Origin of the sequence: Pseudomonas sp. R5-89-07 (assembly GCF_003851685.1) — a bacterium.
Taxonomy (GTDB): Bacteria; Pseudomonadota; Gammaproteobacteria; order Pseudomonadales; family Pseudomonadaceae; genus Aquipseudomonas.
The window spans coordinates 5851191-5864328 of record NZ_CP027727.1 but is presented as its reverse complement, the minus strand read 5'-3'; the positions used below and the strand labels follow the sequence as shown (position 1 = coordinate 5864328).

General features: G+C 61.0%; 14 protein-coding genes. 8 read left to right on the top strand and 6 right to left on the bottom strand.

Annotated features, from left to right (window positions below; genetic code table 11):
- Positions 1 to 12 precede the first annotated feature (12 nt).
- From pstA to C4J94_RS26930, 4 genes are all read left to right on the top strand, one after another.
- Positions 13 to 1683 carry a phosphate ABC transporter permease PstA gene (pstA, locus tag C4J94_RS26945; RefSeq protein ID WP_124388802.1) on the top strand — a complete coding sequence of 557 codons (1671 nt, stop codon included), beginning with the start codon at positions 13 to 15 and terminating at the stop codon, positions 1681 to 1683.
- A gap of 135 nt (positions 1684 to 1818) precedes the next feature.
- A complete protein-coding gene (gene pstB, locus C4J94_RS26940) occupies positions 1819 to 2652 on the top strand; it encodes a phosphate ABC transporter ATP-binding protein PstB (RefSeq protein WP_048723523.1) in 834 nt (277 codons plus the stop codon).
- A 111-nt stretch (positions 2653 to 2763) separates the two neighbouring features.
- Complete coding sequence (phoU, locus tag C4J94_RS26935; protein WP_065953276.1) at positions 2764 to 3525, top strand: phosphate signaling complex protein PhoU; 762 nt, start codon at positions 2764 to 2766, stop codon at positions 3523 to 3525.
- A 167-nt stretch (positions 3526 to 3692) separates the two neighbouring features.
- The gene (locus C4J94_RS26930; RefSeq protein WP_124388801.1) at positions 3693 to 4595 is read left to right on the top strand and encodes a response regulator; all 903 of its coding nucleotides are present in this window, start codon (positions 3693 to 3695) and stop codon (positions 4593 to 4595) included.
- 120 nt (positions 4596 to 4715) lie between these two features.
- Here C4J94_RS26930 and C4J94_RS26925 read toward each other — a convergent pair whose 3' ends face one another.
- The 3 genes from C4J94_RS26925 to phoB form a co-directional block, all read right to left on the bottom strand.
- Complete coding sequence (locus C4J94_RS26925) at positions 4716 to 6056, bottom strand: hemolysin family protein (RefSeq protein WP_124388800.1); 1341 nt, start codon at positions 6054 to 6056, stop codon at positions 4716 to 4718.
- A gap of 265 nt (positions 6057 to 6321) precedes the next feature.
- A complete protein-coding gene (phoR, locus tag C4J94_RS26920; RefSeq protein ID WP_256657739.1) occupies positions 6322 to 7608 on the bottom strand; it encodes a phosphate regulon sensor histidine kinase PhoR in 1287 nt (428 codons plus the stop codon).
- Positions 7609 to 7689: 81 nt separating this feature from the next.
- Positions 7690 to 8379: a phosphate regulon transcriptional regulator PhoB gene (phoB, locus tag C4J94_RS26915; protein ID WP_003195617.1), complete on the bottom strand. Its 690-nt coding sequence runs from the start codon at positions 8377 to 8379 to the stop codon at positions 7690 to 7692.
- A 154-nt stretch (positions 8380 to 8533) separates the two neighbouring features.
- Between phoB and C4J94_RS26910 the strand changes: the two genes are divergently transcribed.
- Positions 8534 to 8911, top strand: coding sequence for a hypothetical protein (locus C4J94_RS26910; RefSeq protein WP_124388798.1), 378 nt, complete (start codon positions 8534 to 8536; stop codon positions 8909 to 8911).
- A 110-nt stretch (positions 8912 to 9021) separates the two neighbouring features.
- Here the strand turns inward: C4J94_RS26910 and ubiA are convergent, their stop codons facing one another.
- Together ubiA and C4J94_RS26900 are read right to left on the bottom strand one after the other, a co-directional pair.
- Positions 9022 to 9912 (bottom strand): 4-hydroxybenzoate octaprenyltransferase, encoded by an 891-nt coding sequence (gene ubiA / locus C4J94_RS26905; protein WP_124388797.1) that lies wholly within the window; start codon positions 9910 to 9912, stop codon positions 9022 to 9024.
- Complete coding sequence (locus C4J94_RS26900; RefSeq protein WP_124388796.1) at positions 9912 to 10475, bottom strand: chorismate lyase; 564 nt, start codon at positions 10473 to 10475, stop codon at positions 9912 to 9914. The genes ubiA and C4J94_RS26900 overlap by 1 nt, the downstream gene beginning before the upstream one ends.
- 194 nt (positions 10476 to 10669) lie before the next feature.
- Here C4J94_RS26900 and C4J94_RS26895 point away from each other — a divergent pair, with 194 nt between their 5' ends.
- From C4J94_RS26895 to C4J94_RS26885, 3 genes are all read left to right on the top strand, one after another.
- Positions 10670 to 10837: a rubredoxin gene (locus tag C4J94_RS26895; RefSeq protein WP_065953270.1), complete on the top strand. Its 168-nt coding sequence runs from the start codon at positions 10670 to 10672 to the stop codon at positions 10835 to 10837.
- Between the two features lie 36 nt (positions 10838 to 10873).
- Entirely contained in the window at positions 10874 to 12022 is a 1149-nt protein-coding gene (locus C4J94_RS26890) for an NAD(P)/FAD-dependent oxidoreductase (protein ID WP_124388795.1), read from the top strand.
- 190 nt (positions 12023 to 12212) lie between these two features.
- Positions 12213 to 12488, top strand: a complete 276-nt coding sequence (locus C4J94_RS26885; RefSeq protein WP_003195589.1) for an HU family DNA-binding protein — start codon at positions 12213 to 12215, stop codon at positions 12486 to 12488.
- 72 nt (positions 12489 to 12560) lie between these two features.
- On the opposite strand, the gene C4J94_RS26880 is transcribed toward C4J94_RS26885, so the two are convergent.
- Complete coding sequence (locus tag C4J94_RS26880; protein ID WP_124388794.1) at positions 12561 to 13130, bottom strand: Imm26 family immunity protein; 570 nt, start codon at positions 13128 to 13130, stop codon at positions 12561 to 12563.
- Positions 13131 to 13138 lie beyond the last annotated feature (8 nt).

Below are 13138 nucleotides of genomic sequence, written 5' to 3'. Positions count from 1 at the left end.
AGGTAGAAGTCTGTGAAACAGAACTCCCTGAATGGATGGTTCAAGAGCGGCGCCCCCGGCGTCTGGATCAGCGGTGGCGCGGTGTCCATCGCGGTCATCATGACCCTGGGTTTGCTGGCCGTGATTGCGGTGCGCGGCCTGGGCCACTTCTGGCCGGCTGACCTGATCCAGGCCCACTACAACGTACCGGGCCAGGAAAACCATATCGTCATCGGCGAAGTGGTGCAGAAGGAAGAAGTGCCCCGCGAGCGCCTGAAAAGCGCTGGCCTGCCGGTGCCCGATGAGGGCCCGGAGTTCATGACCCGCGAGCTGATCAAGGTCGGTAACCGCGACTTGAACGGCAATGACTTCACCTGGATCGTCGGCGAATGGTTGAAGGACCAGACCAAGCCGGTGCAGTTGATGGCCATCGAGCGGCGTGAGTGGGGCAACTTCTACGGCACCCTGGTCAACGTCAAGCAGGACGGCAAGATCATCGCCGAAGGCGAGGCCGCGTGGCCGGAGCTGCAGGCTCGCGTGGACCGCGTCAACAAGCTCGCCACCCAGCTCAAGAGCCTGGAAAAAACCGATATCGGCGCGATCAACGCCGGGCTGGAACGCATCCGCCTGCACGGTCGCAAGCTGGAACTGGAAGGCAAGCTCGACGCCGCCGCCCAGGCCGACATGGACGCCGACCGCGCCGAACTGAACGCCCGCTATCAGGACATCGAAGCGCGCCTGGCCGACCTGCACGCCCAGTTCAACCGCGACGCGCTGACGGCCCGTGACGGCAACGGCAAGGAAATCGAAATCGGCATCGGTAAGGTGGTGCACGCCTACCAGCCGAACGCCATGGGCACCCTGACCAAGATCGGCTTCTATTTCAGCAAGGTCTGGGAATTCTTGAGCGACGACCCGCGGGAAGCCAACACCGAAGGCGGGATCTTCCCGGCGATCTTCGGCACCGTGATGATGACCCTGATCATGGCGATGATCGTGACGCCGTTCGGCGTGCTGGCGGCGGTGTACTTGCGCGAATACGCCAAGCAGAACACCTTGACGCGGATTATCCGCATTGCGGTCAACAACCTGGCGGGCGTACCGGCCATCGTTTACGGCGTGTTCGGCCTGGGCTTCTTCGTGTACGTACTGGGCGGCTCGGTGGACCGGCTGTTCTTCGCCGAAGCCTTGCCGGCGCCGACCTTCGGCACGCCGGGCCTGCTCTGGGCTTCGCTGACCCTGGCGTTGCTGGCGGTGCCGGTGGTGATCGTGGCGACTGAAGAAGGCCTGGCGCGGATTCCTCGCACCGTACGCGAAGGCTCCCTGGCGCTGGGCGCGACCAAGGCGGAAACGCTGTGGAAGATCGTGCTGCCGATGGCCAGCCCGGCGATGATGACGGGCATGATCCTCGCCGTGGCCCGTGCCGCCGGTGAAGTGGCGCCGCTGATGCTGGTCGGCGTGGTCAAGCTGGCCCCGTCGCTGCCGCTGGACGGTAACTACCCGTACCTGCACCTTGACCAGAAGATCATGCACCTGGGGTTCCATATTTATGACGTCGGTTTCCAAAGCCCCAACGTCGAAGCGGCGCGCCCGCTGGTATACGCCACCGCGCTGCTGCTGGTATTGGTGATCGCCACGCTCAACCTGTCGGCAGTGTGGATACGTAACCACCTGCGCGAGAAGTACAAGGCGCTGGACAGCTGATTTTTATAAGTGAACGCAGAATAAATGTGGGAGGGGGCTTGCCCCCGATAGCGGCGGATCAGAAACAGATGTACTGACTGGCACACTGCCATCGGGGGCAAGCCCCCTCCCACACAACAGCACAGGGAGCATCCCATGCAACACGAAACCCATTCCCACGGCATCAACATGTCTGCCCTGGGTCGCGACAAGCAGAGCCTGAGCCTGGCCCAGGAAACCGTGGCCATCGAAGTGCCGGGCCTGAGCCTCTACTACGGTGAAAAGCAGGCGCTGTTCGACGTCAGCATGAACATTCCCAAGCAGCGCGTGACCGCCTTCATCGGCCCGTCGGGCTGCGGCAAGTCCACGCTGCTGCGCACCTTCAACCGCATGAACGACTTGGTGGACGGTTGCCGTGTGGAAGGCGCCATCAACCTCTACGGCACCAACATCTACCGCAAGGGCGAAGACGTGGCCGAGCTGCGTCGCCGCGTGGGCATGGTGTTCCAGAAGCCCAACCCGTTCCCCAAGACCATTTATGAAAACGTGGTCTATGGCCTGCGCATCCAGGGCATCAACAAGAAGCGCATCCTCGACGAAGCCGTGGAGTGGGCGCTCAAGGGTGCCGCGCTGTGGGATGAGGTCAAGGATCGCCTGCACGAGTCCGCCCTTGGCTTGTCCGGCGGTCAGCAGCAGCGTCTGGTGATCGCCCGCACCATCGCCGTGGAGCCGGAGGTATTACTGCTCGACGAACCGTGCTCGGCCCTCGACCCGATCTCGACGCTGAAGGTTGAAGAACTGATCTACGAGCTCAAGTCCAAGTTCACCATCGTCATCGTGACCCACAACATGCAGCAAGCGGCGCGGGTTTCCGACTACACCGCGTTCATGTACATGGGCAAGCTGGTGGAGTTTGGCGACACCGACACCCTGTTCACCAATCCGGCGAAGAAGCAGACCGAAGACTACATCACCGGGCGTTATGGCTAGCCCCAGCTGCAAGCCGCAAGGTTCAAGCGGCAAGTAAAAGCAGTTTGATCAACGACACAAATCAGCTTGCAGCTTGTAGCTTGCGGCTTACAGCGTTTGCGGAGCAAACCCATGATTAGCAAAGAAGGCCTTACCCACCACATCTCCGCGCAGTTCAACGCCGAGCTTGAGGAAGTGCGCAGCCACCTCCTGGCGATGGGCGGCCTGGTGGAGAAGCAAGTCAACGATGCGGTCACCGCGCTGATCGAGGCCGACTCGGGCCTGGCCCAGCAAGTGCGTGAGATCGATGACCAGATCAACCAGATGGAACGCAACATCGACGAGGAATGCTTGCGCATCCTGGCCCGTCGCCAACCGGCGGCCTCGGACCTGCGTTTGATCATCAGCATCTCCAAATCGGTGATCGACCTCGAGCGTATCGGCGACGAAGCCACCAAGATCGCCCGCCGCGCCATCCAGCTGTGCGAGGAAGGCGAAGCGCCGCGTGGTTACGTGGAAGTGCGCCATATCGGCGACCAGGTGCGCAACATGGTGCGCGATGCCCTCGACGCCTTTGCGCGTTTCGATGCGGACCTGGCGCTGTCAGTGGCTCAGTACGACAAGGTTATCGACCGCGAATACAAGACTGCCTTGCGTGAGTTGGCCACCTACATGATGGAAGACCCACGCTCTATCTCGCGGGTCTTGAGCATTATCTGGGTGCTGCGCTCGCTGGAGCGTATCGGCGACCACGCGCGCAACATCTCGGAATTGGTGATTTATCTGGTGCGCGGTACCGACGTTCGGCACATGGGCCTCAAGCGCATGAAAGCCGAAGTTGAAGGCAACGCGGATCTTATCCCTAATGTTCCGGGCGAATCTGACGATAAGTAAGGTTGCCCGAGAAATTAACGCCCGGCCATTGGCCGGGCGTTTTCGTTTGTGGCGAGCGGAATATATTGCGGGTAGGGCGAAATAAGTCCTAACGTGACTGCAGAGTTTTGGCAAAATGCCATTAGTCAGGCGTACTGCCAGCCAAGGTTTTATAGGATGAAGGGTCGATGAGTAAAGTCAGTGTATTGGTGGTGGATGACGCCTCGTTTATTCGCGACCTGGTGAAGAAGTGCCTGCGCAATTACTTCCCCGGGATCAAGATCGAAGATGCGGTGAACGGCAAGAAGGCGCAATCCATTCTGATGCGCGAGACCTTCGACCTGGTGCTGTGCGACTGGGAAATGCCGGAGATGTCCGGGATTGAGCTGTTGACCTGGTGCCGCGAGCAAGCCCATCTGAAGGCCATGCCGTTCGTGATGGTGACCAGCCGTGGCGACAAGGAAAACGTAGTGCAGGCGATCCAGGCCGGTGTGTCCGGTTACGTCAGCAAGCCGTTCACCAACGAACAGTTGTTGAACAAGGTCAAGCAGGCGCTGCACAAGATCGGTCGCCTCGACGCATTGATCGCCAGCGCGCCGACCAAGATGAACTCGGCCTTCGGCAACGACTCCCTGAGCGCGCTGACCGGTGGCAAGCCTGAAGCCGTCAAACCGGCACCCGTGGCGGCAGCCCCGAGCAAAGGCCTGCTCAACAGCGCGCCGGTCGCCGCCGCTCCGGCCGCTGCGCCTGCCGGCGGTCGTGGTCAGGGCCAGCTGCGCCTGGCCAGCGGCACCCAGCAATGCGTGATCAAGGCGTTGAGCATCAAGGAGGCGTTGTTGGTGGTGCGTCGTGGTGAGGTGCTGCCCCAGGTGCTGGAAAGCGCCGTGCTCGACCTTGAACAAGGCGAGAACGCTGAAGTGGCGCGCCTCAATGGCTACCTGCATGCAATCGTGGCCTACGAGCCCAAGCCCGACAGCGACTGGCTGCAACTGACCTTCCGCTTTATCGACCAGGATGCGCAGAAGCTGGACTATATCTCCCGCCTGATCGCGCGTGGCACCGCACAGAAGCATTTCGTGCCGGGCGCGTAATCCAAAGCATAGCCAACAACCAATGTGGGAGGGGGCTTGCCCCCGATAGCGGTGTATCAGTATCAGATGTGCTGACTGACACACTGCTATCGGGGGCAAGCCCCCTCCCACAATGGGTAGTCAATCCAGCATTAGCACCTTGGCCAGCACGATCTTCGGCCCTTTCATCTTCTTGATGATGATCCGCAGGCCTTCTACCTCCAGCACTTCTTCCTCTTCCGGCACCCGTTTCAGGGTGTCGTAGATCAGGCCGGCCAGGGTTTCGGCTTCGATGTGGTCCAGGTCGATGCCGAGCAGGCGTTCTACCTTGAACAGCGGGGTGTCGCCGCGCACCAGCAGCTTGCCCGGCTGGTAGGCGAGGATGCCGCGTTCGGCCTTGCGGTGTTCGTCTTGGATATCGCCCACCAGCACTTCCAGCACGTCTTCCATGGTCAGGTAGCCGATGATCTTGCCATCGGCTTCTTCCACCAGGGCGAAGTGCGCGCCGCCTTTACGAAACTGCTCCAGCAGCTGCGACAACGGCATGTGACGCGATACGCGTTCCAGCGGGCGGGTCAGTTCGGCCAGGTTGAACGACTCGGGGATATGGTCCAGGGCCGCCAGTTCCAGCAGCAGGTCCTTGATGTGCAGCAGGCCCACGAACTCGTTGCGCTGCGCGTCGTACACCGGATAGCGGCTGAACTTGTGGCGACGAAACAGCGCGAGGATTTCCTTGAGCGGCGCGTTGAAGTCCAGGGTGACCAGGTCTTCCCGGGAGTTGGCCCAGTCCACCACTTCCAGTTCGCCCATTTCCACGGCGGAGGCGAGCACGCGCATGCCTTGGTCGCTGGGGTCCTGGCCACGGCTGGAGTGCAGGATCAGCTTGAGTTCTTCGCGGCTGTAATGGTGTTCGTGGTGTGGGCCAGGCTCGCCTTGGCCGGCGATGCGCAGGATGGCGTTGGCGCTGGCGTTGAGCAGGTAGATCGCCGGGTACATCGCCCAGTAGAACAGGTAGAGCGGTACGGCGGTCCACAGCGACAGCAATTCGGGTTTGCGAATGGCCCAGGATTTGGGGGCCAGCTCACCGACCACGATGTGCAGGTAGGAAATCACGAAGAAGGCGGCAAAGAACGACACGCCCTTGATCACTTCCGGCGACTCGACGCCCATGGCGCCCAGCAACGGCTCGAGGATATGCGCAAAGGCCGGCTCACCGACCCAGCCCAGGCCCAGCGAGGCGAGGGTGATACCCAGCTGGCAGGCCGACAGGTAAGCGTCGAGCTGGCTGTGTACGGTACGCAGGATCTGCCCGCGCCAGCCGTTGGTGTGGGCGATGGCCTCGACCCGGGTCGAGCGCAGTTTGACCATGGCAAATTCCGCCGCAACGAAGAAACCGTTGAGCAGTACCAGGACCAGTGCAAAAAGAATCATGCCGAAATCGGCGAAGAGTGTAGCGAGGGTGATACCAGGGGAAGGGTCCATGATGGGGTTTTGCGGGTTCCGTGTGTTCAATAGGGGACAGGCGGGCCTGAAAGGCAGGCACAAGTCGGCCAATGTAGCGGCTGATGGGGCGCTTGCCTAGTACTCACTGCCGGGCGGAGTGTGGAATACACCCTGCAGAACGATGCAAATCCAATGTGGGAGGGGGCTTGCCCCCGATAGCGGTGGGTCAGTCAGCACATGTGAAGCTGACACACCGCTATCGGGGGCAAGCCCCCTCCCACATTAGTTTTGTAGTGTCTGCGGGTTATTCGTCTGTGCCAATCGCCCGCGAACGGGTCACCTGCGCCGGCGGAAAGTGGCAGGTGAACGTACTGCCATGCCCCAGCACGCTGCTGATCTCCAGGCGCGCGCGATGGCGCAGCAGCACATGCTTGACGATCGCCAGGCCCAGCCCCGTGCCGCCAGTGTTGGAGTTGCGGCTGGAATCGACGCGGTAAAAGCGCTCGGTCAGGCGCGGCAGGTGCTTGGCGTCGATGCCAATGCCGGAGTCCTGCACGCTCAGGTGTGCGCCATGGCTGTCGGCCCACCAGCGAATGCGGATATTGCCCTTGTCCTGGGTGTACTTCACCGCGTTGAACACCAGGTTGGAGAACGCACTGCGCAACTCGCCCTCGCTGCCCTTGAGCAACACCAGCGGGTCGGCTTCCAGGGTGATCTGCTGGCCGCGCTCGCCCGACAGGGCCTGGGCGTCATTCTTGATGGTCTGTAGCAGGCTCTGCACGGCCACGGGGTGGTTATCCGACGGATAATCAGTGGCCTCCAGCTTGGCCAGCAGCAACAGGTCGTTGAGCAGGGTTTGCATGCGTGAGCCTTGTTGCTGCATTTGCTGCAGGGCGCGGCTCCAGCGCGGGTTGATCTCCTCGACGTTGTCCAACAGCGTCTCCAGATAGCCGCAGATCACCGTCAATGGCGTGCGCAGCTCGTGGGAGACGTTGGCGACGAAGTCCTTGCGCATCTGCTCCAACTGATGAATGCGGGTCACATCGCGCACCAGCATCAAGTGTTCGTTGTTGCCGTAGCGCGTCAGGTACAGCTGGATACGCACGCGGTCGTTGGTGGGCGAGGGGATTTCCAGGGCTTCTTCGTAATTGTCCTGCTCGAAGTATTCCTTGAAGCGCGGGTGGCGTACCAGGTTGGTCACCGGCTGACCGCTGTCCTGGGGCGTCTTGAGGCCCAGCAGGGTCTCGGCGGCGCGGTTCCACCATTCCAGGTTGCCGTCGCTGTCGAGCATGATTACCGCGTCCTTGAGCGCGGCAGTGGACTCCTGCACCCGGTCGATCACCGCTTGCAGGCGCCCGCGTACCCGTTGGTCGCGGCGTTGCAGGTGGTAAATGCTGTCGAACACCTCGCCCCACAGGCCGTAGCCGTCGGGCGGTGCTTCGTCGGGTTGGTGCTGGCGCAGCCATTCATGCAGGCGCAGCAACTGTTTGAGAGTCCAGCCCAGGTACAGCGCGATGCCGATGGCCAGGCTCCAGCCGTAATAACCACTGATCAGCCCGACCAGCAGGCAACCGGTGACCAGCAGGAGCATGTGGCGAATCAGGGTGCCATGCCAGTTTTGGTTCACTTGAACATGCGTCCTTGTCAGCTGTTAAGTCAGGAGACGGCCGGCTCAGCCCTTGGTTGAAAACCGGTAGCCCGTACCGCGCACGGTTTGTACCAGATTCTCATAGGCGTCGCCCAAGGCTTTGCGCAGGCGGCGGATATGCACGTCCACGGTGCGCTCCTCCACGTACACATTGCCGCCCCACACTTGGTCCAGCAGTTGGCCGCGGGTGTAGGCGCGTTCCTGGTGGGTCATGAAGAACTGCAGCAGACGGTATTCGGTCGGGCCCATTTCAGCGGGCTTGCCGTCGATGGTCACCCGATGGCTGATCGGGTCCAGAATCAGGCCGTCGACTTCGATAGGGGCTTCGCCATCGGTCGGGCCGGCCCGGCGCAGTACGGCTTTGAGGCGCGCGACCAGCTCGCGAGGGGAGAAGGGCTTGGTGATGTAGTCATCGGCGCCGACTTCCAGGCCCTGGATCTTGTTGTCCTCTTCGCCCTTGGCGGTGAGCATGATGATCGGGATATCCCCGGTCAGCTCGTCACGCTTGAGACGTCGGGCCAGCTCGATGCCGGAGGTGCCGGGCAGCATCCAGTCGAGCAGGATCAGGTCCGGCTTGCGGTCGACGATGATGGCATGGGCCTGCTGGGAGTTCTCCGCCTCCAGGCAGTCGTAGCCGGCCATTTCCAACGCAACGGCGATCATCTCGCGAATGGGCGCTTCGTCGTCAACAATCAGAATGCTCCTGCCAACCATGCTCAAAATCCTCTTGTCATTTAACTGTCTTGCGCCGCATTAGATAACGGAATTATTGCAGTCGTGTGACAGTAATTTAGTCGCTTGGGCAATTCACGGCACTCTGGACTACCCTTTGGGTCCGAATCCTGACAACCACAAAAGGAAGGTTCCGATGACTTACAGCACGATTTCCTGGAAAGCCCTGCTGGTAACGGCCGCGTTGACGCTGCCGGGCCTGGCCTTTGCCGCAGAACCTGCGATGACAAAAGACGGGATGCTGGTCGATCACAAGGGCTTGACCCTCTACACCTTCGACAAGGATGCCGACGGCAAGTCCGTGTGCAAAGACCAGTGCGCGACCAATTGGCCGCCATTGAAAGCTGAGTCTACCGACAAGTCAGCGGGTAAATGGACGGTAATCACCCGTGACGACCAGACCAGCCAGTGGGCCTACGACGGCAAGCCGGTCTACACCTACAAGGATGACAAGAAGGCCGGGGACAAGACCGGTGATGGCAAGGGCGGGGTTTGGCACATCATCAAGCCTTGAGGCTGGTGCGCCTTTGAGGCCTCATCGGGGGCAAGCCCCCTCCCACATTTGAAGGCGTTCGCAAATCAACTGTGGGAGGGGGCTTGCCCCCGATGGCTTCAGCAGCCCTCTCATCGCAATCCGTAGTCAGCCACAATCCCCACAAAAATCGCCAACCCCGCCCAATGGTTGTGTAAAAACGCCTTGAAGCACTTCATGCGGTCCCTGTCACGGGTATACCAGAACTCCCAGGCAAAACAGCCCGCTGCCGCCAGCAACCCGAGGTGGAACCAGCCGCCCAGCTCGAACCGTGCCCCGGCGAGCAACAGACACACCAGCGCCAGGCCCTGCAGGGTGAGGATGATCACCCGGTCAGCATCACCGAACAGGATCGCGGTGGATTTCACCCCAATCTTCAGGTCGTCGTCGCGGTCGGTCATCGCGTAGTAGGTGTCGTAACCCACCGTCCATAACAGGTTGGCGATGTACAGCAGCCACGCCTCCGCCGGCAGATGGCCCGTCTCGGCCGTGAACGCCATCGGCATGCCCCACGAAAACGCCGCGCCCAACACCACCTGCGGGTAATAGGTGTAGCGCTTCATGAATGGATAGCTCGCCGCCAGCGCCAGCCCGCCAAGGGACAGCAGGATGGTGCTGGCGTTGGTCAGCAGCACCAGCAGGAAGCTGATGCCCATCAGCAGCGCGAAAAACACCAGCGCCTCTTTCGAACTGATCTTGCCGCTGACCAGCGGACGCTGCTCGGTGCGCTTCACATGGCCGTCGACCTTGCGGTCGGCCCAGTCATTGATCACGCATCCACCGGCACGGGTCAGCACCACACCCAGCACGAAAATCACGATATTGAGCAGCGACGGCGAACCCTTGCCGGCGATCCACAGCGCCCACAGCGTCGGCCACAGCAGCAGGTAGATGCCGATGGGCTTGTCCATGCGCGTCAATTGAATGAAATCCCAGGCCCTGGGGTTCAGGCGATTCAAGGATTTGAGCACACGTTGGTACATCAGCGGTTCTCCGGATGGTCATGCAGCGCGTGCCAGAAACTCGGCAGGAAGACTTCCGCCACCAGCACGCTCAGCGATCCGCGGTCGAAGCGCGAGCGGCGCGCCCACAGCCCGTCGGCCTGATCCGCCGTGGGCAGCCATTGCCCTGGGTAATGGCACACTTCGATCGGCTGACGTTTGAAGGCGTGGTCGCAGAACAACAACTCGCCCAGCGATCGGCTGCCCAGCTCATCCATATGCAAGCCGTCGCCCTGCAAGGCGCTTCGTGACGCGACGCTGCGGGCAAATACCCAAGGCTGGTCATGCCCGCGCAGATACACCTCGCGCACCCAGCCGATGGTTGCCGGGGGCAGGCCCAGCGCTGCACATTCATCGTCACGCAACGGTTGCCAGCCCTCGAGCAGCGGCGTCACGCTGAAGCCATCGTTGGACAGCCCGGTCAGCCGCCGCGTCAGCGAGCCCTCATCGAACAGCCAATCGAGGGTCAAGGGCGCAGGCATTGGGCTTAGAAGGCTCTGGGGCAGCCATTGGCAAGCAGCGGAGGAGGCGATTGAGTGCGGCACGGCGAGTCAATATTGGCAGCAAAAGAGGCGGCGAGCTTACCATGGCGTCCTGAACTTTTGCCGGGCTGAACCCGCTGTTGACGTCGATCGTGCTTGCATCTGCCGGCTGCGATCAGTACAAAACGCCCTGAGCCGAGCGGCAGCGCAGGTTATCGACCGTCGGCCAAGATGCCTGGACCCTGAGGAAGCACGTAATGAAGAAGTGGCAATGTATCGTCTGTGGCCTGATCTACAACGAAGCGGATGGCTGGCCGGATGACGGAATTGTGCCCGGCACCCGTTGGGAAGATGTCCCCGAAGACTGGCTGTGCCCGGACTGCGGCGTGGGCAAAATGGATTTCGAAATGATCGAAATCGGCTAATTTGAAGTTTACGAAACGTACTACAAGGAGAAAGGAATGAACGCACCTGTCGTGATCATCGGCACAGGATTGGCCGGTTACAACGTAGCCCGGGAGTTTCGCAAGCTCGACAGCGACACCCCATTGCTGCTGATCACCGCGGATGACGGGCGCTCCTACTCCAAGCCCATGCTCTCCACCGGTTTTGGCAAGAACAAGGAGGCCGACGCCCTGAGCATGGCTGAACCTGGTGCCATGGCCGAGCAACTCAAGGCGCAAGTACGCACCCACACACGTATCAGCGGCATCGATCCAGGCCACAAGCGCCTGTGGATCGGCGAGGAAGCGGTGGTTTACCGTGACCTGATCCTGGCGTGGGGCGCAGAGACCGTCCGTGTACCGGTAGAGGGCGATGGCGCCGAGTTGGTTTTCCCGATCAACGATCTGGAAGACTACGCCCGCTTCCGCGCCGCGGCTGCCGGCAAACGCCGCGTACTGGTGCTGGGCGCCGGCCTGATCGGCTGCGAATTTGCCAACGACCTGATCCTGGGTGGTTATGAGGTCGACCTGGTCGCGCCGTGTGAGCAAGTCATGCCGACCCTGCTGCACCCGTCGGCTGCGGCTGCGGTGCAAGCCGGGCTGCAGGGGCTGGGTGCGCGTTTCCACCTGGGGCCGGTGCTCAACCGCCTGCAGCGCAGCGCTGATGGCCTCGAAGCCCATCTGTCCGACGGTGAAGTGATCCAGTGTGACCTGGTGGTTTCCGCCATCGGCCTGCGCCCGCGCATAGACTTGGCGGCGGCGGCCGGCCTGCAAGTCAACCGCGGCATCATGGTGGACCGTCACCTCAAGACCTCCCATGCCAATATCTACGCCCTGGGCGACTGCGCCGAGGTCGACGGCTTGAACCTGCTGTACGTCATGCCCTTGATGAGCTGCGCCCGCGCCTTGGCCCAGACCCTGGCCGGCAACGCCACGGCCGTCAGCTACGGACCAATGCCGATCACCGTGAAAACCCCGGTCTGCCCGCTGGTGGTTTCACCGCCTCCACGCGGCAGCGAAGGCGTGTGGAGTGTGGAAGGCGAGGGTGCCGACATCAAGGCCCTGTGCCGGGACGCCAGCGGTCGCCTGCTGGGCTACGCGCTGACCGGTACCGCCGTCATGGAAAAACTGGCATTGAACAAGGAACTTCCGCCACTGCTGGCGTAAATGCCGGTCGTTCTGTCGGAATAAGCCCCTTCTTACCCGTATAAAGGTCGCGGCGAGACTGGCGGAGCGTGCGAGGGCATGCCATCCTCACTCCCGTCTGCCGCAGAGTAGAGCCTGCGGCGCCTTGGCGCTGCTCCACCAGAGAGCAGCACGGACATAACAACAAAAAACCGTCAAAGAGGCTTCACACATGCGTAAACCAGATCTCGCCGCCGCCATCGCTGAAAAAGCCGATCTCACCAAAGAACAGGCCAACCGCGTTCTCAACGCCGTTCTCGAAGAAATCACCGGCGCCCTGCACCGCAAGGACAGCGTCACCCTGGTCGGTTTCGGCACTTTCCTGCAACGCCACCGCGGCGCCCGCACCGGCAAAAACCCGCAAACCGGCGAGCCTGTGAAGATCAAGGCGAGCAACACCGTAGCGTTCAAACCGGGCAAGTCGCTCAAAGACAGCGTCAACCCGTAAAGAGCGGTACCGCCTGAAGGGAGGCGGGATGGTATGAAAAGTGGGCACGCCAACTGGGTTGGGTGCCCATTTTTAGTGGGCGTTGAATAAGGCCTGTGCGCTGATGATGGCCTTGTTTACTCGTTCCGATGCAACGGTGCTGTCTACGCGCAAATCGGGAGGCAAGCGCTCATAATCCATCGGCTCATTCTCTGCCAGCGCGCCACGAAGATGGGCAATCACCCTGAAAATGATGTGTTCCATACGCCAGCAAATGGATGGTTCGATGTTGACTAACTGCCGTTCGCTCGCGGGCTTGCTGACCCCTCCCGTCCAAATTTCAGAATCAAACGCAAATTGAATCTCGTCATATCTGGAGGTCGCTTTTTGGTAATTTGGATCGCTGAAAAGAATCTTCCAGCGAGGAATGCCTGAAAAGCGCATGCTGCAAAAAATTGGGCGGAATAGGCGTTTTGAAGTGTCTATGTCGGTAATCGATGCGGGTATTTGTGTATAGAATTTCGCAAAAACCTCGATTAAATGCCCAAGCGCCGGAGGAATGAGTTCGATGTAACGAGCGATCACAAACCCTGGTTCATCTGAAGCATTGACGGCCGGGATATAAAAAAGATCGCCTGGCTTGGGTGCTGTAAGTGTTTTCATGCAGCGGT

Coding starts and splice junctions, on each gene's coding strand:
- pstB (WP_048723523.1), top strand. CDS start 1,819: ATGCAACACGAAACCCATTCCCACGGCATCAACATGTCTGCCCTGGGT.
- phoU (WP_065953276.1), top strand. CDS start 2,764: ATGATTAGCAAAGAAGGCCTTACCCACCACATCTCCGCGCAGTTCAAC.
- C4J94_RS26930 (WP_124388801.1), top strand. CDS start 3,693: ATGAGTAAAGTCAGTGTATTGGTGGTGGATGACGCCTCGTTTATTCGC.
- C4J94_RS26925 (WP_124388800.1), bottom strand. CDS start 6,056: ATGGACCCTTCCCCTGGTATCACCCTCGCTACACTCTTCGCCGATTTC.
- phoR (WP_256657739.1), bottom strand. CDS start 7,608: ATGCTCCTGCTGGTCACCGGTTGCCTGCTGGTCGGGCTGATCAGTGGT.
- phoB (WP_003195617.1), bottom strand. CDS start 8,379: ATGGTTGGCAGGAGCATTCTGATTGTTGACGACGAAGCGCCCATTCGC.
- C4J94_RS26910 (WP_124388798.1), top strand. CDS start 8,534: ATGACTTACAGCACGATTTCCTGGAAAGCCCTGCTGGTAACGGCCGCG.
- ubiA (WP_124388797.1), bottom strand. CDS start 9,912: ATGTACCAACGTGTGCTCAAATCCTTGAATCGCCTGAACCCCAGGGCC.
- C4J94_RS26895 (WP_065953270.1), top strand. CDS start 10,670: ATGAAGAAGTGGCAATGTATCGTCTGTGGCCTGATCTACAACGAAGCG.
- C4J94_RS26890 (WP_124388795.1), top strand. CDS start 10,874: ATGAACGCACCTGTCGTGATCATCGGCACAGGATTGGCCGGTTACAAC.
- C4J94_RS26885 (WP_003195589.1), top strand. CDS start 12,213: ATGCGTAAACCAGATCTCGCCGCCGCCATCGCTGAAAAAGCCGATCTC.
- C4J94_RS26880 (WP_124388794.1), bottom strand. CDS start 13,130: ATGAAAACACTTACAGCACCCAAGCCAGGCGATCTTTTTTATATCCCG.